This is a genomic window from Herbaspirillum sp. SJZ106, assembly GCF_006715495.1.
Taxonomy (GTDB): domain Bacteria; phylum Pseudomonadota; class Gammaproteobacteria; order Burkholderiales; family Burkholderiaceae_D; genus Herbaspirillum.
Genome location: NZ_VFNI01000001.1, coordinates 725016 through 750258, shown reverse-complemented (window position 1 = coordinate 750258; position 25243 = coordinate 725016). Strand labels below are relative to the sequence as shown.

22 protein-coding genes are annotated in these 25243 nt (G+C 65.4%); 9 read left to right on the top strand and 13 right to left on the bottom strand.

The features are described 5' to 3' along the window. Positions 1 to 6: 6 nt before the first annotated feature. Together FB598_RS03280 and FB598_RS03275 are read right to left on the bottom strand one after the other, a co-directional pair. Positions 7 to 792 carry an SDR family oxidoreductase gene (locus FB598_RS03280; protein WP_141912779.1) on the bottom strand — a complete coding sequence of 262 codons (786 nt, stop codon included), beginning with the start codon at positions 790 to 792 and terminating at the stop codon, positions 7 to 9. A gap of 12 nt (positions 793 to 804) precedes the next feature. Next, positions 805 to 1737 (bottom strand): dihydrodipicolinate synthase family protein, encoded by a 933-nt coding sequence (locus tag FB598_RS03275; protein ID WP_141912777.1) that lies wholly within the window; start codon positions 1735 to 1737, stop codon positions 805 to 807. Between the two features lie 1012 nt (positions 1738 to 2749). Here FB598_RS03275 and ssuD point away from each other — a divergent pair. Next, complete coding sequence (ssuD, locus tag FB598_RS03270) at positions 2750 to 3877, top strand: FMNH2-dependent alkanesulfonate monooxygenase (protein WP_141912775.1); 1128 nt, start codon at positions 2750 to 2752, stop codon at positions 3875 to 3877. 7 nt (positions 3878 to 3884) lie between these two features. On the opposite strand, the gene gcvH is transcribed toward ssuD, so the two are convergent. From gcvH to FB598_RS03215, 11 genes are all read right to left on the bottom strand, one after another. After that, entirely contained in the window at positions 3885 to 4262 is a 378-nt protein-coding gene (gene gcvH, locus FB598_RS03265) for a glycine cleavage system protein GcvH (RefSeq protein ID WP_141912773.1), read from the bottom strand. A 28-nt stretch (positions 4263 to 4290) separates the two neighbouring features. Next, positions 4291 to 4896 carry a peroxidase-related enzyme gene (locus FB598_RS03260; protein WP_141912771.1) on the bottom strand — a complete coding sequence of 202 codons (606 nt, stop codon included), beginning with the start codon at positions 4894 to 4896 and terminating at the stop codon, positions 4291 to 4293. An 11-nt stretch (positions 4897 to 4907) separates the two neighbouring features. After that, a complete protein-coding gene (locus FB598_RS03255) occupies positions 4908 to 5441 on the bottom strand; it encodes a CMD domain protein (protein WP_141912768.1) in 534 nt (177 codons plus the stop codon). Further along, entirely contained in the window at positions 5438 to 6748 is a 1311-nt protein-coding gene (locus tag FB598_RS03250) for an acyl-CoA thioester hydrolase/BAAT C-terminal domain-containing protein (protein WP_141912766.1), read from the bottom strand. Before FB598_RS03250 ends, FB598_RS03255 begins: the two co-directional genes overlap by 4 nt. A 4-nt stretch (positions 6749 to 6752) precedes the next feature. Then, complete coding sequence (locus FB598_RS03245) at positions 6753 to 8339, bottom strand: ABC transporter substrate-binding protein (protein ID WP_141912763.1); 1587 nt, start codon at positions 8337 to 8339, stop codon at positions 6753 to 6755. Positions 8340 to 8545: 206 nt separating this feature from the next. Continuing rightward, the gene (locus FB598_RS03240; RefSeq protein ID WP_141912761.1) at positions 8546 to 9562 is read right to left on the bottom strand and encodes an ABC transporter ATP-binding protein; all 1017 of its coding nucleotides are present in this window, start codon (positions 9560 to 9562) and stop codon (positions 8546 to 8548) included. Beyond that, positions 9555 to 10565 (bottom strand): ABC transporter ATP-binding protein, encoded by a 1011-nt coding sequence (locus FB598_RS03235; protein WP_141912759.1) that lies wholly within the window; start codon positions 10563 to 10565, stop codon positions 9555 to 9557. Before FB598_RS03235 ends, FB598_RS03240 begins: the two co-directional genes overlap by 8 nt. Further along, positions 10562 to 11497: an ABC transporter permease gene (locus tag FB598_RS03230; RefSeq protein ID WP_183405786.1), complete on the bottom strand. Its 936-nt coding sequence runs from the start codon at positions 11495 to 11497 to the stop codon at positions 10562 to 10564. The genes FB598_RS03235 and FB598_RS03230 overlap by 4 nt, the downstream gene beginning before the upstream one ends. 26 nt (positions 11498 to 11523) lie before the next feature. Then, positions 11524 to 12498: an ABC transporter permease gene (locus FB598_RS03225; RefSeq protein WP_141912754.1), complete on the bottom strand. Its 975-nt coding sequence runs from the start codon at positions 12496 to 12498 to the stop codon at positions 11524 to 11526. Then, positions 12495 to 13961, bottom strand: coding sequence for an NAD(P)-binding domain-containing protein (locus tag FB598_RS03220; RefSeq protein WP_141912751.1), 1467 nt, complete (start codon positions 13959 to 13961; stop codon positions 12495 to 12497). The genes FB598_RS03225 and FB598_RS03220 overlap by 4 nt, the downstream gene beginning before the upstream one ends. 76 nt (positions 13962 to 14037) lie before the next feature. Continuing rightward, positions 14038 to 14973, bottom strand: a complete 936-nt coding sequence (locus FB598_RS03215; RefSeq protein ID WP_141912749.1) for a LysR family transcriptional regulator — start codon at positions 14971 to 14973, stop codon at positions 14038 to 14040. A 236-nt stretch (positions 14974 to 15209) separates the two neighbouring features. Here FB598_RS03215 and FB598_RS03210 point away from each other — a divergent pair, with 236 nt between their 5' ends. From FB598_RS03210 to FB598_RS03175, 8 genes are all read left to right on the top strand, one after another. Further along, positions 15210 to 16400 carry an aminotransferase class V-fold PLP-dependent enzyme gene (locus FB598_RS03210; protein ID WP_141912746.1) on the top strand — a complete coding sequence of 397 codons (1191 nt, stop codon included), beginning with the start codon at positions 15210 to 15212 and terminating at the stop codon, positions 16398 to 16400. Between the two features lie 177 nt (positions 16401 to 16577). Next, positions 16578 to 19016 carry a TonB-dependent receptor gene (locus FB598_RS03205; protein ID WP_141912743.1) on the top strand — a complete coding sequence of 813 codons (2439 nt, stop codon included), beginning with the start codon at positions 16578 to 16580 and terminating at the stop codon, positions 19014 to 19016. A 195-nt stretch (positions 19017 to 19211) separates the two neighbouring features. Beyond that, a complete protein-coding gene (locus tag FB598_RS03200) occupies positions 19212 to 20222 on the top strand; it encodes a methionine ABC transporter ATP-binding protein (RefSeq protein ID WP_141912740.1) in 1011 nt (336 codons plus the stop codon). Next, positions 20219 to 20905: a methionine ABC transporter permease gene (locus tag FB598_RS03195; RefSeq protein WP_141912737.1), complete on the top strand. Its 687-nt coding sequence runs from the start codon at positions 20219 to 20221 to the stop codon at positions 20903 to 20905. The genes FB598_RS03200 and FB598_RS03195 overlap by 4 nt, the downstream gene beginning before the upstream one ends. Before the next feature lie 47 nt (positions 20906 to 20952). Further along, entirely contained in the window at positions 20953 to 21744 is a 792-nt protein-coding gene (locus FB598_RS03190) for a MetQ/NlpA family ABC transporter substrate-binding protein (protein ID WP_141912735.1), read from the top strand. 338 nt (positions 21745 to 22082) lie between these two features. Then, on the top strand, positions 22083 to 22988 hold the full coding sequence (locus FB598_RS03185; RefSeq protein ID WP_141912732.1) for a LysR family transcriptional regulator: 906 nt from the start codon (positions 22083 to 22085) through the stop codon (positions 22986 to 22988). Positions 22989 to 23207: 219 nt separating this feature from the next. Beyond that, a complete protein-coding gene (locus FB598_RS03180; protein ID WP_141912730.1) occupies positions 23208 to 24191 on the top strand; it encodes a M14 family metallopeptidase in 984 nt (327 codons plus the stop codon). A gap of 178 nt (positions 24192 to 24369) precedes the next feature. Beyond that, positions 24370 to 25167: a transporter substrate-binding domain-containing protein gene (locus FB598_RS03175; protein WP_141912727.1), complete on the top strand. Its 798-nt coding sequence runs from the start codon at positions 24370 to 24372 to the stop codon at positions 25165 to 25167. Positions 25168 to 25243: the final 76 nt, after the last annotated feature.

Sequence of the window (25243 nt, the reverse complement as noted above, 5' to 3'; positions counted from 1 at the left end):
GCGCTCCTAGAAAGTGCCGGGATAGGCGCCGCCGTCCATCAGCAGGTTCTGGCCAGTGACGAAGCCGGCCTGCGCGCTGCACAGCCAGGCGCAGGCATCGCCGAACTCGGCCGGCGTGCCGAAGCGCCCGGCCGGGTTGGCGGCGCGGCGCGCGGCCAGGATCTGCTCGGCGCTCTTGCCGCCGCCGTTGGCCGCAGCAGCGGCGGCGGCGGTGGCGAACAGGCGCTCGGTCTCGAACGGGCCCGGCAACAGGTTGTTGATGGTGACGTTGCGCGCCACGGTGCTGCGCGCCAGGCCGGCGACGAAGCCGGTCAGGCCGGAACGGGCGCCGTTGGACAAGCCGAGGATATCGATCGGCGCCTTCACCGCGCCGGACGTGATGTTGACGATGCGGCCGAAACCACGCGCCATCATGCCGTCCACGGTGGCCTTGATGAGTTCGATCGGGGTCAGCATGTTGGCGTCCACCGCGGCGATCCAGTCATCGCGCGACCATTCGCGGAAATCGCCCGGCTTGGGGCCGCCGGCATTGGTGACCAGGATGTCCGGGTTGGGACAGGCGGCCAGCGCCAGTGCGCGCCCTTGCGGCGTGGTGATGTCGCCGGCCACGGTGGTGACGGCGGCGCCGGTGGCGTCCCTGATCTGCCGGGCGGCGGCTTCCAGCGCGTCCTTGCCGCGCGCGGTCATGGTCACGGCCACGCCTTCGCGCGCCAGCGCAACCGCGCAAGCCAGTCCCAGGCCCTTGCTAGAAGCGCACACCAGCGCGCTGCGTCCTGCGATGCCAAGATCCATGCCGGCCTCCGCTTATTCGATGACCAGCGCGCCGCGCTGGTTCAGCGACAGGCCCACGCGGGCGATCACGGCTTCCAGTTCGCGCTCGGTCTCGGCATCGATGCGCATGCCCGGCGAGCGGATGGCGTCGCTGGCGATCACGCCGCGCTTGCGGTACACATACTTGCGCAGCGACAGGCCGATCTTGGGCTGGAACTCGTAGCGGATCAGCGGGCAATACTTGTCGAAGGTGGCAGCCGCCCCCGCGACATCGCCGGCGGCGAACTTGTCGTAGATGCGCACCAGGATCTCGGGGAAGGCGAAGCCGGTCATGGTGCCGACCGCGCCGCGCTGCAGCTCTTCCAGGAAATACACGCCGCCCAGGCCGCCGAAGATGCGCATGGCCTCGCCGGCCAGATCGCGGATGCGGCTGATCTTCTGGCCCACCGGCGGCTCTTCCATCTTGATGAAGTTGACGCCGCCCTCGCGGCCAAGGCGTGCGATCACCTCGGCCTTGATTTCGGTGCCGAAGGAATCGGGGAAGTCGTGGATCACCACCGGGATGTCGAGCGCATCGGCCAGCGACTTGTAGTAGTCGAACTGCACGGCATCGGAGGCGTTATCCAGCGGCGCGGCAAACACCGCCGCGGCGCCCGCCTCGGCCGCTTCGCGCGCCTGTTCGATGGCCCCGGCCAGGCCCAGGGCGCGCACGCCCACCCACACCGGCACGCGGCCGGCGGCACACTTGACGAAGGTCTCCACCACCGCGCGGCGCTCGGCGTTGGACAGCTTGTGCGCCTCGCCCAGGAAACCCAGGATGGCCAAGCCGGAAACGCCGGCTTCGACCTGGAAGTCGACCAGGGTGGCGATGCTGCCGAGGTCGAGCGAACCATCGGCGTGGAAAGGCGTGGGGCAGATCGTATAGATGCCGCGGGCGGTGGACAGCGATGCGTTGGACTGGGGCATGTGAATTCCGTAATCAGACGATGGGCAGACAATGACGAAGGTGGCGGGCTAAGCGTTGCGAGGCATGAGCCCGAATGTTGAAAATCATTGTCGTGGAGTGTCCTTGCCCTGTCGCTTTCCTTTTTGTGCGCAGTCCTTAACCTGCTGTTAATGCCTTTCAATGGTTTGGGGGAATTGGCTTGTTTGTGGTTGTTGGGATGTATTGGGTAGTCTGGTCTTGCTGCGGGTCGATGTACTGGCTCTATGCCTTTCTTTCTTCGGTCGGAACGGAGCGCCGGGGGCGGCCCGGCAGCCGCTCACTTTTCTTGTCTCGCCAAGAAAAGTAAGCAAAAGAAGGCGACGCAACTACCCAGCCCCTTCGGGGTCCCCGGCGGATCAGACAAAAAATGGGCAAGGCAGAGTCGCTTCGCTCCGACTGCCTCGCTGATCCATTTTTTTGCCCGATCCGCCGGCTGGTTAGATCCGGACTCGGTAACCGGCTCGCCTTCGGCATCGCCAAGCTTGCGACTGGCTTGGTTCAAAAAATGGAGCCTACGCACAACCACCCTCCCAATCCCGATGGCGAAGCCGAGGCGGTCAGGTTTGCCTCCCCTTGTGGGCCAGCCGTTGGAGTGTCATGAAAAATGGATCAGCAAGGCAGTCGGAGCGCAGCGACTCTGCCTTGCCCATTTTTCATGGCGCTCCAACGGGCACCCCGAAGGGGCTGGCACTTAGGGGCCGCCTTTCTTTGCTTACTTTCTTTGGCGGGCCAAAGAAAGTGAGCGGCTGCCGGGCCGCCCCCGGCGCTCCGCTTAGATCGGAGAAAGATAAGCATTAAGCCAGTACATCTGCACGAGGCAAGACCAGACTACCCAGACTCATCTCCAAAAAAGCACCAAGCCAGCACACCAACACGAAGCCAGACCAAACCACCAAAAAACGTTTCCCAACTAAACAAATGCAAAAACATTCTTAGCCACCAAAAACCCACAGCGCTCTAATAACGGGATCGAACAAACAAAGAAACACCCCCATGTCCCTCAACATCTTCTGGTTCCTCCCCACCTCAGGCGACACCCGCTACCTGGGCACGTCCGACTTCGGCCGCGCGCCAACCATCGACTACATGCGCCAGATCGCCGTCACCAGCGAAAACCTCGGCTATGACGGCCTGCTGATCCCCACCGGCGCCTCCTGCCTCGACCCGTGGGTGGTGGCCGCCAGCCTGGTGCCGGTGACGCACAGGATCAAGCTGCTGGTGGCCCTGCGCACGTCATTAGGCGGCCCCGGCCCTTCGGCGCGCCAGGCCGCCACGCTGGACCAGGCCCTGAACGGCCGCCTGCTGCTCAACGTGGTGCCCGGCGGCGACGCCACCGAACTGGAGGCCGACGGTGTCTTCCTGAAACACGACGAGCGCTACGAGGCCGCCGACGAATACCTCACCATCTGGCGCCGCCTGCTGCAAGGCGAAACGGTGGACTACGAAGGCAAGCACTTCCGTATCCGCCAGGGCCAGGTATTCCACCCGGCGCTGCAAAAACCCTATCCGCCGCTGTATTTCGGCGGCTCCTCCGACGCCGCCCACGACCTGGCCGCCAAGCATGTGGACGCCTACCTGACCTGGGGCGAACCGCCCGCCGCAGTCGCGCAGAAAATCGCCGACGTACGCGCGCGCGCCGCAAAACAAGGGCGTACCGTGCGCTTCGGCGTGCGCCTGCACGTGATCGTGCGCGAGACCAATGCAGAAGCCTGGGCCGATGCCGAACGCCTGATCAGCAAGCTGACCGACGAGGACATCGCCCGCGCCCAGAAAAATTACACCCGCATGGATTCGGTGGGACAGCAGCGCATGGCCGCGCTGCACGGCGGCCGGCGCGACCGGCTTGAGATCGCGCCCAACCTGTGGGCCGGTGTGGGACTGGTGCGCGGCGGCGCCGGCACCTCGTTGGTGGGGGATGCCGCCACGGTGGCCGAGCGGCTGCAGGAATACGCGGACCTGGGCGTGGACACCTTCGTGCTGTCCGGCTATCCGCACCTGGAAGAATCGATACGCTTCGCCGAGCTGGTGTTCCCGTTGCTCGGCAAGCAGGCGGTCACCTTGCGCGACCGCGCGCAGACCGGCGGCGCTTTCGACATCCGCGCCGCCCGGTCGGCCTCCTGAAACGGCGTCAGGAAATCAGCTTGAGATATCCGGCCGCGTCGAGAAAGCCTTCGTTCGAGAACGGCGCCGCCGGCCTGATCTTGAAGATCCACTGATCGTAAGGCGCGCCATTGACGGCGTCCGGCGTTTCCACCAGCGCCTGGTTGATGGCGACCACCTCGCCATCGACCGGCGCATGCAGGTCGGATGCGGTCTTGTTCGACTCCACGATGCCGCATTCGCCGGTGCGCCTGACTTGTGCGCCGACGGCCGGCATCTCCACATACACCAGCGGCCCCAGTTGCTCCTGGCCGAAATCGGTGATGCCCACGGCGAGCGTGCCGTCTTCCTCTACCTTGACCCATTCATGGGTCTCGGCATAAACGAGATGGTCGGGGATCAGCATGGGGTCTCCTTTTCTGGTTTGACAAAGATCACTTCGCTTCGGCCTTGCTGCCGTCCGGGAACACCGGCTCGCCCAGGTTCAGCATCAGGCGGTTGGCCCAGGCGAAGATGGCGATCGAGTGGATCAGGTCCAGCACTTCCAGCTCGTTCAGGCCGACATCCTTCAATGCCTGGATCTTGGCCGCGTCGATCGCGTCCGGCTGTTCGGTCAGTTCGGCCGAGAACTTGGCGATGGCTTGCTCGCGCGCGTCGATGCCCGCGCCGTAGGGATTGTCGAACACCTGCTGCACCGTGTCGTTGCGCTTGGCCAGTTGCTCGAAACGCTGCGCGTGCACCGAGGCGCAATACACGCAGCCGTTGATGCGCGACACCACCAGCGAACCCAGCTCGCGCTCGGCGCGCGACATGCCGCCCGGCGCGTACATGATGGCGTTGAAGGCGGCCGAGCGCTGGCGCAGGATGTCCGGCTGGTGCGCCAGGAACAGGTAGTAGTCCGAGGTCTTGGCCTTGGGGTTGCTCTCTTCCAGCACCTTGATCTGGTCTTCGGTCGCGTCTTCCAGCGCGATCACGTCCAGCCAGGCGTCCCAGTCCAGCGATTCGTTGGTGAAGCCGTTCGATTTGATGACGTTGCTCATGCCAGTCTCCTTCAGTTGGCTGCCGCTACGGCGGCAGCGGCCTTCATCGCCTTCAGGCCGGCGATCACGCGCAGCTGGTAGGAGATGAACGCGATCAGTTGCGACAGCGCCACCACGGCCGGCGTGCTGATGCCGGCGGCGGGCAGTTTCTCGATGGCGGCCTTGTCACCCTCTACCGGGCGCTGGGTCAGCGCGCGGGTAAACACCAGCATGGCGCGCAGGCGGCCTTCCGGCAATTGCTCCGACGCGCCGCTGTCGGCCGCGGCCAGTTGCGCCGCGTCGGCCGGCAAGGCCTGCAGGCGTGCGCGGTAGTGCGCGGCCAGGTCGGCGGCGCCGGCCAGGCGGCAGGCGTACAGCGCCACCAGCAGGCGCTCGTCCAGGCCGATGCCTGCCAATGCGGGATCGAACAAGGTGTCGTAGCTGCCCTGGGTGGCGGCGGCGACCTTGTCGCGCTGATGGCGCAATGCGTGCAGCGGGCTGCCGGGTTCGAGGCCGGCCAGTTGGTCGATGACATCTCGGTTGATGTCGTAGACGGGAGTGCTCATGGTGTTTCCTTTCGGAGCTTGTGTTGGGAGACGGCATCGCGCAGGAACTGCTGCGCATGCTGCCAGGAATCGAGGTCGGCGCGGGCATTGGCCGAGGGCTCGCCGCCGCCGGTGCTGATGCGGCCCGAGACCGGGTGCGCGTAGGTCGTCTGGGTGGTCGGCACGAACGGGAACAGGATCGAATGCCCGGCATTGGCATAGTCGCGCCACACCACCGGCCAGGCATGCTGCGCCTCGGCCAGCTTGTCGCTGACCATGCGGCAATACACGCTGGAAGGCCAGGAGCCGTCATCGGTAGCCGACAGCAGCAGCACCGCCCCCTGGATGCGCTCCACCGGGATGCGGGCGCGCGCCACGGCTTCCTCATCCTGCAGCGCGGTCAGCATCGCCAGTTCGTGGCGATGCGGCGACGGGCCTTCGTCGAAGGGTTTCCAGCTGGCGCTGCGGTTGCCTTCCCACTGGTGCGGCAGCGGCTGGCCGCGCAGGAGCCAGGTCGGCCCTTCCCGCCCCACTGCCGGATCGGCCGCGTTCTGGCCGCTGTGCACCAGCGCGCTGGGCACGTAGGCCAGCACCGCCGACACCTTCTGCGGGAAGGTCGCGCCCAGCAGCAGCACCAGTTCACCGCCGCGCGACTGGCCGCTGATGGCGACGAAATCGTCTTGCGGCCGCACCTCGGCGCGCAACCAGTCGAGGCCGTGCTCGAAATATTCCAGCGGCGTGTTGGAGATGTAGTCCGACAGCCCCGGCGCCTTGAAGTAGGCCAGCGCGAACGCCGCATAACCGCGCGAGGCATACAGCGCCGCGCGCGGCTCGTTGATGCCGCCGCCGGAACCGTTGACGATCATCACCGCCGGATGCGGGCCGGGCGTGGCCGGCAAGAACAACGTGCCGACCAGCCCCTGCTCGCGCACTTCGCGCCGCGTCACGCCTGCCGATGCCAGGCGCTGCACCAGCTCGGCGCTGGCCGTGCCCTGTACGCCGCAGGCCGTGACAACAGTCACCAGCGGCGCCATGACATCGGCATGGAAGTTGTCGCGCTTGCCGGCCTGCAGCGGCTGTTGCGACCACAGCAAACCCATCGTATCGATGCCGCGGTAATCGCCATCGAGGGCTGGGCTCATCGCAAGGTCGACCTCACCCTGCGCGTCGGCGATGAAGCGGGCGCTGCTGGCCCACCCGGCGCCGTTGCGTACCGTCGCGGTCGAGACCCGCACCGTTTCGCCCGGCGCCGCGCCGCGCACCACGATGCGGCGCGGCACGTCAATCAGGTCGTCGGCCGGGGTGACGGCGATCGAGAAGTCGGGCATGGCCTTACTTCTTTTCCTGGGTGACCATCATGGCGGTGGTGCGGTCGCTGCTGACCGGCGTCACCTTCAGGCCCTTCTTGGCGGCCCAGATGTTCTGGTAGTGGTACAGCGGGATCACGCCCACGTCGTCCGACACCACCTTGGCCGAGGCGCGCAGGATGGCTTCACGCTTGGCCGGGTCGAACTCGGCGGTGGAGTCGGCCAGCGCCTTGTCCACGGCCGGGTTGCTGTAGTGGTTCCAGTTGGAAGCGCCGATGCCCTTCTTGGGATCGACCGAACCCAGCACGTTGACCAGCGCATAGCTGGCTTCGCCGGTGCCGTTGCCCCATGCCAGTACCGATACCGCGAACTCGTTCTTGTTGGCGCGCGAGGAGTAGGACGCCCACGGCAGCACCTCGACCTGGGTCTTGATGCCGATGCGGGTCCAGAACTGGGCCACCGCCTGCATGGTTTCCGGCGCTTGCGGGTAGCGGTCGTTAGGCACGTGGATGGTCAGCTTGAAGCCGTCCGGGAAGCCGGCGTCGGCCAGCAGCTTCTTGGCCTGGGCGGCGTCGAACGGGATGTTCTTGATCTCCGGGTTGTAGCCGAAGGTATCCGACGGCATCCACTGGTTGGCCTCGGTGGCGGCGCCCTGCAGGATGCGGTCGATCAGCGCCTTGCGGTTGATCGCCAGCGACATGGCGCGGCGCACGCGCACGTCCAGCAGCGGATTCTTGTCCAGCTGCTTGCCGGCGTTGTCGGTGATGTACGGGCTCGGGCCTTCATGGAAGCTCGGCTGGATCAGCAGCACGCGCAGGCCGTTGTACGGATAGACCGTGACGTTGGGCGACTGCTTGAGCTTGGCGATGTCGGACACCGAGACCTTGTCGATCACGTCCACATCGCCCGACAGCAGCGCCGCGGTGCGCGCGGCAGCGTTGTTGATGTAGCGGTAGTTGACCTTATCCCACAATGCCTTGCCGCCCCAGTAGCCGTCGTTGCGCTGCATCACCACGCGGTCGCCCGGGGTGTAGGAGACGAACTTGTAGGGGCCGGTGCCGACCACGGCGGCGCCGCTGTTGTAGTTCTCGGTGGCGGACTTCTCACCCACGTGCTTGCTGACGATATGCACCGAGGCCAGGTTCAACGGCAGGTCGGGGTTGGGGATGTTGGTCTTGATCACCAGCGTCAGCGGGTCCTTGGCGGTGACCGACTCCACCGTGCGCAGGTAGCCGGCGAAGGTTGCCACGCTGCCCGGCACGCTGCGCGCGCGCTGGTAGGAGAAGATCACGTCGTCGGCGGTGAACGGCTTGCCGTCCTGCCACTTGACGTTGGGGCGCAGCTTGAACTCCCAGGTCTTGGGGTCGATGTTCTTCCACGACACGGCCAGGCCGGGCTGCAGCTTGTTGTAGTTGTTCTCCACCAGCAGGTCCCAGAAATGCAGGTCCACCGAGCGGTCGCCGGCATGGTTGTTCAGCTGCGGGTCCAGCGAGGACAGCGGGTCGGCGAAGGCGATATTCAGGTTCTGCGCGCGGACCGCGTCGGCGGCCGAGGCCAGTGCCACGCCGGTCAGGGCGACCGCCAGCAGGCGGGTCAGGAGTGTTTTTTTCATGTGCTGTTCCTCTCTAGGTTGAAAGCAATCAATAACTCATCGATAACATTGCAACGATGTTGTGATTCATGTTCGGCGCCGGTGCGTCTTCGATACGCGGCGTTGCCGCTACTCAGTCCGAACGGTAACCAATAAACATCCGTTCGGACTGAGTAGCCGCATAGCGGCGTATCGAAGGCACATCAGCGATACCGCACCACCAATCCTTAGTTCCCATCATTCAAATGACACGCGCTCATATGTCCCGGCGCGATTTCCTTCAGGGCCGGCGCCTCGTCGCGGCAGCGCTGCGTGGCGTACGGGCAGCGCGGGTTGAAGTGGCAGCCGGAAGGCGGGTGCAGCGGGCTGGGAATCTCGCCGGTGATCGCCGTGAACTCCTTCTTGCGCGCCGACAGGCGCGGCACCTCGGCCAGCAGCGCCTGGGTGTAGGGATGGTTGGCGTGGCCGAACAGCTCCTGCACCGGCGCGCTCTCCACCACCCGCCCCAGGTACATGATCACCACGCGGTCGGAGACATGCTCCACCACGCCCAGGTCATGGCTGATGAACAGGTAGGTCAGGCCAAGCTGCTCGCGCAGGTCGGCGAACAGGTTCAGGATCTGCGCCTGGATCGACACGTCCAGCGCCGCCACCGCCTCGTCGCACACCAGCATGCGCGGCTGCACCGCCAGCGCGCGGGCGATGCCGATGCGCTGGCGCTGGCCGCCGGAGAACTGGTGCGGATAGCGGTCGCGCAGCGCCGGGTCGAGCCCGGCGCGCAGCAGCTGGCGGCAGACGTAGTCGTCCAGGTCGCCTTCGACCTTGCCGTTGACCTGGGCCGCCTCGCCCACGATCTGGTCGATGCGCAGGCGCGGGTTAAGGCTGGCGTAGGGATTCTGGAAGATCATCTGCACATCCAGCCGGGCCGCCTCGCGCTCGGCGCCGGTCAGCGCGGCGCGGTCGCGCCCGCCCACCAGCGCCTGGCCGTCCGACGGATCGAGCAGGCCGCAGGCGATGCGGCCCAGCGTCGACTTGCCGCAACCGGATTCGCCCACCAGCCCCACCACTTCGCCGGGCATGACCTTGAGGTCGACGTTGTCCAGCGCCCGCGTGACGGCCGGCGCGCGCATCCAGCCGCGCTGCTGCAGCTGGCGCGCCAGCCAGCCGTCGCGACGTTCGCCGAAGCGCTTGCTGACGCCGCGCGTTTCGATGATGGGAACGGCCTGATGTTGCACGTCATGCATGGTGTGGCACCTTGGATTCATGTAACGCCGGGTGGAAGCAACGCACCAGGCGGCCGGCCAGCGGCTCGCTCAAGGCGGGCGCTACGAGGCATTGCTGGCTGACCCGCTCGCAGCGCGCGGCGAAGGCGCAGGTCGGCGGCAGGTGCAGCAGGTTGGGCGTCATGCCGGGAATCTGGCGCAGGCGGCGGCTGCCACCCTTGCGGTTATTGCTGGGCAGGCTGCCGATCAGGCCTTGCGTGTAGGGGTGCAGCGGCGCGTCCAGCACGGCGTCGACCGCGCCCTGCTCGACGATGCGCCCGGCATACATCACCGCCACTTCATCGGCCAGGCCGGCCACCACCGACAGGTCGTGGGTGATCCAGATCAGCGCGGTGCCGTGCTGGCGCGCCAGCTTCTGCACTTCCGACAGGATCTGCGCCTGGATGGTCACGTCCAGCGCGGTGGTCGGCTCGTCGGCGATGATCAGGTCGGGCTTGTGCAGCAGCGCGATGGCGATTGCCACGCGCTGGCGCATGCCGCCGGAGAGCTGGTGCGGATAGGCCTGCAGCCGTTCTTCCGGGCTGGCGATGCCCATCATACCCAAGGTGTCGCGCGCCAGTTCGCGCGCGGCCTGGCGACTGACCTTGCTGTGCGCCAGCACGGCATCCACCATCTGCGCCTCGACCTTCAGCACCGGATTGAGCGTCATCATCGGGTCCTGGAAGATCATGGCGATGCGGTTGCCCTGCAGTTCGCGCAATTCGGTGCGGTTCATCTTCACCAGGTCGCGCCCCTGGAACAGGATCTCGCCGCCGACGATGCGGCCCGGCGCATCGACCATGCCGAGGATGGAGAAGCCGGTGACGCTCTTGCCCGAGCCGGATTCGCCCACCAGGCCGAGGATGCGGCCGCGGCCGACCGACAGCGAAACGTCGTCCACCGCCGGCAGCACGCCATCGGGGGTAAAGAAATGGGTGCGCAGGTTGCGCACTTCCAATGTAGGAATATTGTTGGGCGCGCTCACTTCTGCCACCTCGGATTCAGGATGTCGCGCAGGCGGTCGCCCACCAGGTTGATGGCCACGATCACCACCAGCAGCGTGATGCCGGGATAGAAGCTGATCCAGTATTCGCCCGAGAGCATGTACTGGTAGCCGTTGGAAATGAGCAGGCCCAGCGACGGTTCGGTGATGGGCACGCCCAGGCCGAGGAAGGACAAGGTCGCCTCCAGCGTGATGGCGCGCGCCACCTGCAGCGTGCCGATCACGATCAGCGGCGGCAGGCAGTTGGGCAGGATGTGGCGCACCATGATGCGCCACGCCGACAGGTTCAGCCCGCGCGCCGCTTCCACATATTCCTTCTGGCGCTCGACCAGCGCCTGGCCGCGCGCGGTGCGGGCGTAGTAGGCCCACTCCAGCACCACCAGCGTGATCATCACGTTCATGATGCCCTTGCCGACATAGGCCAGGATCAGCATCGCCACCAGGATCGACGGGAACGACAGCACCAGGTCGGCCAGGCGCATGAGCAACGTATCGACCTTGCCGCCGGCATAGGCCGCCAGCAGCCCGACCAGCGTGCCGATGATGCCGGCGATCAGCGCCGAGCCGACGCCGATGCCCACGCTGATGCGCAGGCCGTAGAGGATGGCCGAGACCAGGTCGCGGCCCTGGCCGTCGGTGCCTAGCCAGTAAGTGAACGTGCTGGCGCCGTTGGGCGTGCCGGGATGCAGGCGCGCATCCATCACGTCCAGCTGCATCAGGTCGTACGGGTTCTGCGGCGTGATCCAGGGCGCGACCAGCGCGGCCACGATCAGCAGCAGCACGATGGCCAGGCCCAGCATGGCCGACTTCGAGGCGATGAAATGGCGCACCACACGGCGCCAGGGCGACTCGCGGCGCGGCGCGACGAAGGCGGACAGTTCGGCGATGCGCTCCCGCACCTGCTCCTGCGTCATTGCCTGGATACCTTGCTCTGGCGCGCTCATGCCTTGGCCTCCACCCGCACGCGCGGATCAAGAATCTTGTAGAGCACGTCCACCACCAGGTTGATGGCGACGAACATGCACACGATCACCATCAGGTAGGCCACGATCACCGGGCGGTCCAGCGCGTTGATGCTGTCCAGGATCAGCTTGCCGGCACCGGGCCAGGCGAAGATGCTCTCGGTCACCACCGCGAACGCGATGGTGGAACCGAACTCCAGCCCCAGCACCGTCACCAGCGGGATCAGCGTATTGCGCAGCACATACATCAGCACCACGCGCGCCGGGGCCAGGCCCTTGGCGCGGGCGAACTTGACGTAGTCCATCGGCAGCACCTCGCGCACGTTGGCGCGGGTCAGGCGGATCACCAGCGAGATCTTGAACAGCGACAGGTTGAGCGCCGGCAGGATCATGTGGCGCCAGCCATCGGCGGTCAGCCACGACCACTGGATGCCGAACAGTTCCGCCGTCTGGCCGCGCCCGCCGGAAGGCAGCCAGCCCAGCGAGACCGAAAAGGCCATGATCAGCATCAGGCCGATCCAGAAGGTCGGCAGCGAAAAGCCGAAGATGCTGCCGGTCATCACCAGCTTCGAGAACGGATGGTCGGGCTTCATGCCGGCGAACAGGCCCAGCGGCATGCCCACCAGCACGGCCAGGATCAGCGCCGCGAAGGCCAGCTCCAGCGTGGCCGGCAGGCGCTGGAAGATCAGCAGGATGGCCGGCGAGTTGTACACGAAGCTGTTGCCCAGGTTGCCGTGCAGCGCGCCGCCCAGGAAGGACAGGTACTGGCGCCACACCGGCTGGTCCAGGCCGAGCTCCTGGATGATACGCAGGCGGTCGACCTGGTCGACGTCCTGGCCGATCAGGATATCGACCGGGTTGCCGATCAGGTGCAGGCCGAAGAAGACGATCACCGTCATCAGCAGCACCACCATCAGCGCCTGCAGCACGCTCTTTGCGATGGCCATGGTCATCCCGGCAGCTCCCATTCGGACGGGGTCCACTCGTCGCCGACCAGTTCGGGTTCTTCGTAGGCCTCGATATTGCGGTAATGGTATTCCACATCCTCGCCGTACATCAGGGAAGCGATGCCCTGCGCCAAGCGGTAAGCGCCGTCGCTGATGGCGGGAATGTCGCCGGAAACGGTGCCGTGGCTGGCGGTGGCCGGATAACAGAAACAATGCACGCGGTCCAGTCCGGGCAGCGCGCCGGGGGTCTTTTCCTGGAATTGGAACACCGGGCCGAGGTAAGGCGAATCGGCCAGCTCGGCATCCTCGTCGCCGGCCGGCGGCGTATAGCGCTCGCGCCAGGTCAGGATGTGCGGGCCGATGGCGGCGAATTCGGGACGCGCGCTCCAGTCGACGCGAAAACCGGTGGAGAAGAACAGGAAGTCCAGTTCCAGCGGGCCGCGGTTGGTGTCCAGCCGCAGCGCGCCATCCGGCTGGACGGCCACCTCCTCGATCGAGGTGCCGAGCAGGAAGCGGGCATTGGCAAAGCGCGATACGCGGCGGGTGCTGCCCGACGGCGGCGGCACCTGCTGCGCGTTGACGTAGTGGCGGATGCGCCATTTCCATTCGTCCGGCAGATGCTGGTGGCCGTTGACCAGGCCCGGGTTGCCCGAGCCCTTGCCCTTGTTGACGCGCGGCAGTTCCTTGCGGCGGATCAGCAGGTCCACCCGCGCCGCGCCCTGTTCCAGCGCGGTAGCCGCACTGTCCATGGCCGACGAGCCGCCGCCCACCACGCCCACCCGCTTGCCCTTGAGCGCGGCGTAATCGAACACATCGGAAGAATGCGCCCAGCGCGCGCGCGGCAGCTTGTCCACCAGCGGCGGCAGGTAAGCGCCGCCCAGGCCGTCGCGGCCGGTGGCCAGCACCACGCGGCGCGCCAGCACCGACGACTCGCCCTGCGGCGTCGCCAGCTTCAGTTCCACCACGCCATCGGCGCGCGGCAGCACGGCCAGCACGCGGTGTTCGTTGCGGATATCCAGGCGCATCACGCGGCGGAACCAGCGCAGGTAATCCATCCACTGCAGGCGCGGGATCTTGTCCAGTTCTTCCCAGGCCTGCGCGCCGAACTGGGTTTCGAACCAGGCGCGGAAGGTCAGCGCCGGAAAGCCCAGCGCGGGACCGGTCAGGGTCTTGGGCGAGCGCAGCGTTTCCATGCGCGCGGTGGTGGCCCAGGGGCCTTCGAAGTCCTTGGGCGACTGGTCGTAGATGACATTGGGGATGCCCAGGTGGCTCAAGGCCACCGATGCGGCCATGCCGGCCTGGCCGCCGCCGATGATGGCCACGTCGAGCACCGCTGCGCCATCACGCTCGGTCTGCGGCGTCCAGGCCTTGCCGGGCAAGGCCAGCCATTCGAGATCCTGGCGCAGGCGCGCCTCCAGCGCCGCCAGGCCTTGCGGCGCAGTAGCGGCGGTCGATTCCATATTCGGCATGTGGCCCTCTTCAAAAGCGAAAAACGGACATGGCAGGCAAACCGTGGGGCCGCCTGCCGTCGCTTGTATCTGTCAGTTACAGCAATTCGTCATGTTCGGCCGCGTCGCGCTTGACGAAGCCGTGCAGGATGTTGCGCGCGGCGGTTTCGACCGCCCCGATCAGCGCCTGGGTGATGCCTTCGACCGGTTTGCCGAACGGCGTCACCACGCCGAAATAAAACGGAATATCCACCGCCAGCGGCCTGGCCACCAGCCCCTCGATGGGCATGCCCAGCGCCGTGATCGGCTCCACCAGCGCCACCCCCAGGCCGGCGCGCGCGGCCATGATGGCGTTGAAGGAGGTATTGGTGTCGATCGCCACGTCCAGCAGACTGTCCTCGCCCAGCGCGGTTTCGATGCGCTGGCGCAGGCGGTAGCGGTTGGACATGGTGATCACGCGTTCGCCGCGCAGGGCCGCGCGCGTGATCTTGTCTTTCCTGGCCAGCGGATGGTCGGCGCGCATCACCGCCACGCAGGGCGCCTCGCCGATCCAGTGCAGGTCGAGCCCGCGGTGCGCCACCGGCAGGCTGGTCAGGCCCAGGCTGACGGTACGGTGCAGCACGGAATGCACTACCTGCTCGGCCGAGGCGCTGCGCAAATGGATATGCTCCGGAAACGCCGAACTGCCCTGCGCCACCAGTTGCAAGGCCGCCGGCGCGATGGTCGAGGCCAGCGCCGGGGTCGCCACCAGATGCACCGGCTGCGCCTCTTCGCGGCCGATCTCGGCGGCGCGCTCGCGGATGCTGCGCAGCCCGACCAGCGAACGCTCGACCTCCTCGTACAACAGGAAGGCCTTGCCGGTCGGCGTCACGCGCGGCCCGTTGCGGTCGAACAACGCATAACCCAGCTCCGCTTCCAAGTCGCCGATGGCCTTGCTCACGGCCGGCTGCGAACGGCCCAGGCTGCGCCCGGCGCCAGTCACGCTGCCGATCGTCATTACCGCCGCGAAAGCTTCCAACTGGTTGAGATCCATCAATGTCCCGAATCAAGATCCATGCATATGATTTTCGGATTATAGGTTTGTATTTATTCTATTTCAGTATAATAATTTTGTATAAGCTAATGTAAGAAGCGCAAGGTCGGGCATAAATGGCCATACTTCCTGCCTGGCCCGCCATTTCGCCTTGTCTTTCAGGCAAGGCATGGCGCCATGCCCAAACCCAACGCTGCCCCAACGCCGCTTTTCCTGGACTTCCCGAATCCGCCGTCATGAACGCCCCCGCTCCCTGTCGCCCGCCTGCCAGCCTGACTTTCCCCATTTACCTGGACTATGGCGCCACCACGCCGGTCGATCCCCAAGTCGCCAGGATCATGTGCGACTTCCTCACCGACAAATTCGGCAACGCCGCCAGCAGCTCCCATCCTTTCGGCTGGGAAGCCAGGCGCGCGGTGGAAAAGGCGCGCGCCCAGGTGGCCGGCCTGCTGGGCGCGCAGCCCGGCGAGATCGTCTGGACTTCGGGCGCGACCGAATCGAACAACCTGGCCATCAAGGGCACGGCCCAGGCGCTGGCCGGCAAGGGCCGCCACCTGGTCACCGTGGCCACCGAGCACAAGGCGGTGCTGGACACCATGCACACGCTGGAACGCGCCGGCTTCGAAGTCACCTTCCTGCAACCGGGCGACAACGGGCTGGTCACGCCGCAACAGTTCCGCGCCGCGCTGCGCCCGGACACCATCCTGGCCTCAGTGATGTATGTGAACAACGAGATCGGCGTGATCCAGCCGATCGCCGAACTGGGCGAGATCTGCGCCGAACGCGGCATCGTGTTCCACGTCGACGCGGTGCAGGCGGCCGGCAAGATCCCGGTCGACCTGGCGCGCCTGACAGTGGACCTGATGTCGGTCTCCGCACACAAGGTCTACGGTCCCAAGGGCATCGGCGCGCTGTATGTGCGCAACCGTCCCGACTTGAAGCTGCAAGCCCAGATCGATGGCGGCGGCCATGAGAATGGCATGCGCTCCGGCACGCTGGCTACGCACCAGATCGTCGGCATGGGCGAGGCATTCGAACTGGCAGGCCAGTTGCTGGCCGAAGAAAGCGCGCGCATCCGCGCCCTGCGCGATCGCCTGTGGGCCGGCATCGGCCACCTGCCCGGCGTGCAATTGAACGGCTGCGCCGCCAACCGTGTGCCGCACAACCTCAACGTCAGCTTCCCGCCGACCCGCTACGGCACCCTGGCCAGCCAATTGCTCGGCATCGCGGTGTCGGCCGGCTCGGCCTGCAACTCGGCCGCTGCCGCGCCCTCTTTCGTGCTGCTGGCGATCGGCCGCTCGCCCGAAACGGCGCGCAACGCGATCCGCTTTTCGCTCGGCCGCGGCACCACCGAAGCCGAGATCGATTATGTGATCGCGGCAATTGGCCAGGTGATGGCGCTGGATGTGGTTGCCGATGGCGCCTGAACGCCGTCCTGCTTCCAGCGCCCTGAACGCTCGCGGAATGCGCCTGAGCCTTCGCCATCCCGATGCGCCGGCCTCATAAGGATATGCGGATCCCTTATGCAGAAATGCTGTATCTGTTTTGGATTTGAGCTCCCAGTTCGGCGACAATCCCCTCCATAGCATAAGGGGGAGCACGAATTGAACATCGCCGACGACACCCGGACGACAAGACATCGCCCGGCCGGCTGGCGCCTGGGCCTGGTGCTGGCAGCCATCGCAGCCGCCTGTCCGGCATGCGCGCAGGCGGCGGACCAGCATGGCGCCAATAACACCAATAGCGCCGATGCCAGGGTTGCGGCCGCAGCCGTACAGGCACAGGCATCGGCCCCGGACGATATCGCGCCGGACGCCTTGCAGACGATTACCGTCAACGCCCGCCGGCGCGATGAAGACCCGCAAAAAGTGCCGGTGCCGATGACCGTCCTCAACGGCGCAACGCTGGAAAACCAGCGCGTCTACCAATTGCAGGACTTGCAGCAACTGCTGCCCTCCACCAGCATATCGCTGGCGCAGCCGCGCCAGGCCAGCATCAGCGTGCGCGGCATCGGCGCCAATTCCGGCAACAGCGACGGCATCGACAGCAGCGTCGGCATCTATCTGGACAACGTCTACCTGGGCCGCGCCAGCATGGCCGTGACCGACCTGCTCGACATCGACCAGGTCGAATTGCTGCGCGGCCCGCAAGGAACGCTGTTCGGCAAGAACACCACCGCCGGCGTACTCAACATCCATACGCGGCAACCCTCGTTCGAACGCGACAACAGCGTGGAAGCCTCCACCGGCTCGAATGGCTATTACCAGACCAAGGCGATCTTGTCCGGCCCGATCAGCGATACCTGGGCCGGACGCCTGACCGTCTCGCAAACGCATCAGGGCGGCAATGTCGACAACCTCGCCAATGGCGAAAAGCTCAACGGCGGCACGCGCCGCGGCATCCGCGGCCAATTGCTGTACCAGCCGGACGACCGTTTCAGCCTGCGCCTGATCGGCGACTACAGCGAAGAAAATTCCAGCAATGGCGTCTCGGTGTTCTACAACGCCGGGCCGACCATCAACGGCGTGAACAAATACCTGGCCTCCAGCGCGCAGCTGGGTAACCGTCCGGTCACCGACCCCAGCCTGTACCAGGTGAATTTCGATGCCGACCAGCATGTCAGCGTGCGCCAGGGCGGCGCCTCGGCCGAAGCCAACTGGAAACTGGACAGCGGTTTCAAGCTGACCTCGATCACCGCCTGGCGTTTCTGGGACTTCAAGCCCGACAACGGCGCATTCACCCCGGTACTTTCCAATTACGGCGTGCAAGTCGAGGACAGCCAGTTCTCGCAAGAAATCAGGCTGGCTTCCCCCATCGGCGGCGCGTTCGATTATGTGGCGGGCGCCTATTACTTCAACCAGCGGCTCTCCAACCGGACCTTCTTCAACTACGGCCCCAAGGCCGACCTCGGCATTGTCGGCGCCAATTTTGGCGTGCTCAACAATGTGACATTGATCTCCCCCGGCCAGGTCGACACCGACAGCTACGCCTTGTTCGGCCAGGGCACCTGGCATGTCACCCAGCGTCTGGACGTGACCGCCGGCGTGCGCGGCACCTATGAGGAAAAACGCGGCTGGGTACGCCGCGACACGCCGCACAATGCCAATCCCGCCACGGCGCCGTTCTGGAACGCGTTCGGCCTGACTCCCTACGATTCGGGCAATCTGAAGATCGGCAATTTCAGCCCGTCCGCCCTGCTGAACCTGGCTTACAAGATCGATGACAACGTCCTGGGCTACGCCACGCTGTCGCATGGAGAAAAATCCGGCGGCCTGAGCATCGTCGGCGTTTCCAATGCGCCCACGCTGGGCAGCGGCTCGCTGCTGATCGGCCCCGAACGCGCCAACGCCGCCGAACTGGGCATCAAGAGCGCGCTGTTCGACCAGCGCCTGCACATCAACGCCAACCTGTTCTGGACCGGCATCAACAATTACCAGGCCACGGCCTTCCTGCCCAGCCCAAGCGGCATCAACCTGCCGACGCTGGTCAACGTCGGCAAGGTACGCAGCCGCGGCGCGGAACTGGACATCCAGGCCCAGCCGCTCAAAGGCCTCACGCTCGGATTCAATACCTCGTTCACCGATGCCACCTACCTGTCCTACGACAAAGCGCCATGCCCGGCCGAAATCGCCAACGCGGCCGGCGCGCCCTCCAGCTGCAGCCTGAGCGGGGCGCGCGTGGCCGACGTGCCGCGCTGGAGCGCCAGCCTGTCGGCGCAATACCGGCATCATGTGAGCGACAACGTCGACCATTACGTGGCCGGCAGCTACGCCTGGCGCTCGTCGGCGCGCGGCGCGGCGGACAATTCGGTCTATTCCGAAATCCCCGCCTACGGCCTGCTCAACCTGGCCACCGGATTGCGCCTCTACCAGGGCGACAGCAAGTCCTGGGAACTGTCCCTGTGGGCCCGCAACGTGTTGGACAAGCGCTATTACCTGTCGGTGTATTCGGCCGGCGCCGGGACGCAAGCCAGCGGCCTGTACTACAACGCCGCGGCGGGCCAGTCGCGCACCGTCGGCGCCACCTTGCGCTACAACTTCTGAGACGGCGGACATGGGCATTTTCCGGTTCTTGCCGGTCCGCCCGGCCCGCTGAATCCCGATTAATCGATCGACAAGAGGTTTCGCGCCCGCCAGAGCGCGCTTAATTCCTTTTTTTCATAAGCAAAAAACTAATAAGAACTTCCAGCCTAAATAACCAAAAGTTAGACTCGATCAGTCCCATCCATCCTGATCATCGTGATTCGCATCGAGCATCTTCATAAAAACTACCGGGCCGGCAAGCGCGACATCGTCGCCCTGCAAGACATCAACCTGGAAATCGCCCAAGGGGAGATCTTCGGCATCATCGGCCGCTCCGGCGCCGGCAAAAGCACGCTGATCCGCACGCTGAACCTGCTGGAACGTCCCGACAGCGGCCGCATCCTGATCGACGGCGAAGACATCACCGGACTCGGCCACGATGGCCTGCTGGCGCTGCGCCAGCGCATCGGCATGGTGTTCCAGCACTTCAACCTGTTGAACGCCAAGACCGTGGCCCAGAACATCGACTGGCCGCTGAAGATCACCGGCCGCTACAGCCGCGAGCAGCGCGACCGCCGTGTCGCCGAACTGCTGCAGCTGGTCGGCCTGGAAGCGCACCGCGACCAGTATCCGTCGCAACTGTCGGGCGGGCAAAAGCAGCGTGTCGGCATTGCCCGCGCGCTGGCCAATTCGCCGCGCCTGCTGCTGTGCGACGAGGCGACTTCCTCGCTCGATCCCGAAACCACCCAGTCCATCCTGCGCCTGCTGCTGGAAATCAACCGCAAGCTGGGCCTGACCATCGTACTCATCACGCACGAGATGCAAGTGATACGCAACATCTGCGACCGGGTGGCGGTGCTCGACGCCGGCATCGTGGTCGAACGCGGCGCCGTGGTCGATACCTTCCTGCATCCGAAACATGCGGTCACGCGCGCGCTGCTGGCCGAAAGCCTCGCCTGGGACGAAACGCTGGCGCCCTATGCGCGCCGCGCCGACGGCAAGCTGGTGCGCCTGACCTATGCCGGCGAACTGGCGGCCCAGCCGATCCTGTCGCAACTGACCGCGGCCACCGCGGCGCTGGCCACCATCGTGCAAGGTACTGTCTCGCGCATCAAGGACACGCCCTATGGGCAATTGCTGGTGGAGTTTTCCGGCGGCGAGCAGGCCGTGGCCCAGGTGCTGGAACGCCTGGCGGCCTCCGGCATCGAGCATGAGGTGCTGGCATGAGCGCGCTGGCAGATTTGCTGCAAACCTCGCTGTCGCAGGTCGACTGGAGCGAGGTGTGGGACGCCACCCTGGAAACCCTGGCCATGACCGGCGGCTCGCTGTTCTTCACGATACTGCTGGGCCTGCCGCTGGGGATCCTGCTGTTCCTCACCAACCGCAAGCAATTGCTGGCGCAACGCGGCGTATACCTGGCGTTGTCGCTGCTGGTCAACGTGCTGCGCTCGGTGCCCTTCCTGATCCTGCTGATCGTATTGATCCCGTTCACGCTGTGGCTGGTGGGCACCTCGCTGGGCGTGACCGGCGCCATTCCGCCCCTGGTGATCGGCACCGCGCCTTTCTTCGCGCGGCTCACCGAAAGCGTGCTGCGCGAGATCGACCGCGGCGTGATCGAGACCTGTACCGCCATGGGCGCGCGGCGCCGCCAGATCATCTTCGGCGCGCTGCTGCCCGAGGCCCTGCCAGGCTTGCTGGCGGCGGTCACGATCACCGCCATCACGCTCATGTCGTATGCCGCGATGTCGGGCGTGATCGGCGGCGGCGGCCTGGGCGACCTGGCGATCCGCTACGGCTACCAACGCTTCCAGACCGAAGTGATGGTGGTGACCGTGGCCATCCTGGTGGTGCTGGTGCAGTTGCTGCAATTCTTCGGCGACCGCCTGGTGCTGCGCTTTACCCGTAAATGACCTTTTGAACACCTTTTGAACTCTCACAACAAGACTGGAGCGAATACATGTCCCGCAAACTGATCCCCCACCTGTTCGCCGGCGCCGCACTGGCGTTTTCCATCGGCGCCCATGCCGCCGACAAGCTGGTGATCGCCGCCACCCCGGTGCCGCATGCCGAGATCCTGGAACACATCAAGCCGGTGCTGGCCAAGGAAGGCGTCGACCTGCAGGTGAAGGTCTTCACCGACTACGTGCAGCCGGCCGCGCAGACCAACGAAAAGCAGGTCGACGGCAACTTCTTCGCGCACCAGCCGTATATCGACCAATTCAAGAAAGCGCACAAGAACGACATCGAAGTATCGGTCGCCAAGGTGCACGTCGAGCCCTTCGCCGCCTATTCGCAAAAGTACAAGAAGATTGCCGACATCCCCAACGGCGCCACCATCGCCATTCCCAACGACCCGTCCAACTCGGGCCGCGCCCTGTTGCTGCTGGCCCGCAACGGCCTGATTAAACTGAAGGACAGCGCCAACATCTCGGCCACCCAGAAAGACATCGTCGAAAACCCGAAGAAGCTGAAATTCCGCGCGCTGGAAGCGGCCACGCTGCCGCGCGTGCTCAACCAGGTGGACGTGGCGCTGATCAACACCAACTACGCGCTGGAAGCCAAGCTGAACCCGGTCAAGGATTCGCTGTTCATCGAAGACGCCAACTCGCCCTACGCCAACCTGCTGGTGGCGCGCGAAGACAACAAGGACAGCCCCGCCATCAAGAAACTGGCCGCCGCGCTGAACTCGCCTGAGGTCAAGAAGTTCATCGAAGAGAAATACCAGGGCGCCATCGTGCCGGCGTTCTGAACCATCTCCCTCCTGCACGGGCCGGCCGCCATGACGGCGGCTGCAGAAGCGCGCGAAGCGCCCTGCCGGTGCGTTCCACTGCGGGCCGCGGAGAAATCCGCGGCTTTTTTCTTTCCTCAACGGATCGATGTTGCGCATGCGCGGCGTCTCCCGGTTCCCGGTTCCGGGCTCTGGCGGCCGGGGCCAGTATAAGTTCGGCAGAACTCGCGCGCAGCGGCGGCGAAGGTTTACAATCGCGCTCCAATGCAAGCAGCCCGTGCTTTGGAACAGGTCTTGCTCTTTCCGCACCGATCCACACCGCGCGCGAAGCTTGTGCGCTCAAGGCAAAGGAACCGCAAGTGCATCTCGTCTGGCTGGAAGATTTCATCGAACTGGCGCGCACGCGCAGCTTTTCGCGCGCTGCAGAAAACCGCTTCGTCACCCACCCCGCATTCGGTCGCCGCATCAAGGCGCTGGAGCAATGGGTGGGCGCCGAACTGGTCACGCGCACCCAGCCGGTGACGCTCACGCGCGCCGGCAAGCTGTTCCTCGATGCGGCGCACAATTCGGTGGATGTGCTGTATGCCGCACGCGCCCAGTTGCAGGAATCCTCGGCCGAGCCCGAGAAGGTGCTGCGCCTGGCCACAGGACGCACGCTGTCGCAGACCTTCTTCCCGGACTGGTACGAAGGCATCAAGCAGCATTGCGGCATGTTCCCGGTCTCGATCAGCACCGGCGGCGCGCAGGACGTGATCATGAAGCTGGCCGCCGGCGAGGCCGACATCCTGCTGATCTACTCCAGCCCCGCCACGCGCATGCTCATCGACCATCAGCGCTATGAGTCGCAGACCATCGCACATGAACTGCTGCTGCCGGTGTCCGCGCCCGACAAGCGCGGCAAGCCGCTGTACATGCTCGAAGCCAAGGCTGGCGCAATACCGTGGCTGGCCTTCTCGCAGACGCTGACGCTGCGCGGCGTACTGGCCAAGCACCTGGCTGAGCTGGAGCAGAAGCCGGCGCTGAAGATGGTCTACCAGGCCGACTCCTATGAATCGATCCAGGAGATGGCCGTGCGCGGCACCGGCGTGGCCTGGCTGCCGCAACGGCTGGTGCAGAAGGACATCGCCGAAGGGCGCTTGCTGGCGGTAGGCGAGCAAAGCCTGCGCATCCGCTTCGATGTATCGCTGTACCGCGTACGCGGCAGTACGAATGAACTGGTCAACGCCATCTGGAATTATGCCGCGGCTGGCGACAGCCAGCACTGAATCGTCTCGACGGCGGCGCATTCCCGCCGCGCGGGACGCCGGGCAAGCACGCTATTGGTGAGCAAGCGCCCCAAGTTCGCGCGCCCGATGTCTTTCGCGCCCCGCCTTCAAACATCTCCTGCAGCGCCAATCCAAACGGCACAAGCCTGTGCCGAATCGGCACGGGGTCGCATGCGCGCCTGCCTATACTCACCTGAAAACACAACGACCCAAGCATCCATGAAGACTCTGGAACAGATCCGCGCAACATTGCCGCAATACCCCGTAGAAGTTCAATTCCCCGACATCGGCCGCTGGCGCCACGGCAATACCGGCGTCGACTACGTTCACACTTTCGACAGCCATATGGAAGGCCCGCACGTGATGATCCTGGCGCTCATGCATGGCAACGAGGTCAGCGGCGCAATTGCCGTCGATCGCCTGCTCAAGCAGGGCCTGCATCCGGTCAGGGGCCGCGTCACGCTGGGCTTCGGCAACGTCGCCGCGTATGCGCGCTTCAATCCGCAGGACGCCGATGCCTCGCGCTACATCGACGAAGACATGAACCGCGTGTGGAGCGCGCAGCGGCTGGACGGCGACGACGACTCGTCCGAACTGCGCCGCGCGCGCGAACTGCGCCCCGTGATCGACACGGTGGACTTCATGCTGGATCTGCACTCCATGCACGAGGCCGCGCCGCCGCTGATCGTCAGCGGCCCGCTGGACAAGGGCATGGACTTCGCCGCGCAACTGGGCACACCGCAGCACGTGATCGTCGACCATGGCCATCCCAATGGCGTGCGCATGCGCGACTACGCCGGCTTCGGCGATCCGGCCAGCATGAAGAACGCACTGCTGGTGGAATGCGGCCAGCACTTTTCCGCCGCCAGCGAGCGCGTGGCACAGGACGTGGCCGCCCGCTTCCTGCTGGCGACAGGCGCGGTGGAACGCGCCGACGTGGCGCATCTGATGCAGCAAGGCGAACTGCCGGCGCAACGCTTCATCGGCGTCACCGAGCCGGTGGTGGCGCAAGGCATGGAACTGGAATTCGCGGCCGACTATCGCGGCATGGAGGTCATCCCCAAGGCTGGCACGGTCATTGCAAAAGAGAATGAGCGCGAGATCACCACGCCCTATGACGACTGTACGCTGGTCATGCCCTCCTTGCGGCATATCGGATCGGGCGTCACCGTCGTCAGGCTGGGCCGGGATATCGCGCGATAGCAGAAGAGACGAATCTCTCGCACGGCGCATCAGACGCCGCACGACCCGCGGCGGCATGCAGATATCACCGCGGTGCAGATGGACGGGCCGCATCCCTGTCCCCATCTGCACGAAGGGGCGGCATCCGGAACCTGGGGCCGGCGCCGCAAACCAAGGAACTTACTTTCAAAGGGTAATTATGAAATTTGCAAAACCGGTGCTGGCCGCTTCCTTTGGCCTGCTGTCCGTCTTCACCGTCAACGCCCACGCCGATGCGCTGGCCGACATCCAGAAAGCCGGCGTGGTGAAAATCGCCGTGCCACAGGATTTCGCCCCGTTCGGCTCGGTCAACGCCGACCTGCAATTGCAGGGCCTGGACATCGACGTCGCCAAGCTGATCGCGCAAAAGATGGGGGTCAAGGTGCAACTGGTGCCGGTGGCCAGCGCCAACCGCATCGCCTACCTGCAAACGCATAAGGCCGACCTGGTGATCTCCACCCTGGGCAAGAATGCCGAGCGCGAAAAGGTGATCGACTTCTCGCAAGCCTATGCGCCCTACAACAACAGCGTGTTCGGCGTGGCCGCCATCAAGGTCGCCAATGCCGCCGACCTGGCCGGCAAGACCGTGGGCGTGGCCCGCGGCACCTTCCAGGACATCCAGCTGACCGATACCGCACCCAAGAGCACCACCATCAAGCGCTATGAAGACAACAACGCCATGATCTCGGCCTACGTCTCGGGCCAGGTGCAACTGGTCGGCACCGGTGACTTCGTCGCCTATGCGCTGGGCGAGAAGGCGCCGGACAACAAGCCGGTGCTGAAGTACATCATCAACGAATCGAGCTGCAGCGTCGGCCTGAACAAGGGCGAACCGGCACTGCTGGCCAAGGTCAACGAAGTGATCACCGCGGCCAAGAAGAACGGAGAGATCAACGCCATCGTCAAGAAGTGGCTCAACGTGCCGCTGCCGCAGAAGATGGCCACTACCTTCCAATGATGTCCAGCTGATGCTGATGCATCCATGAAAAACGGCGGACATTGTCCGCCGTTTTTTTTCGTCTCATCCACACCAG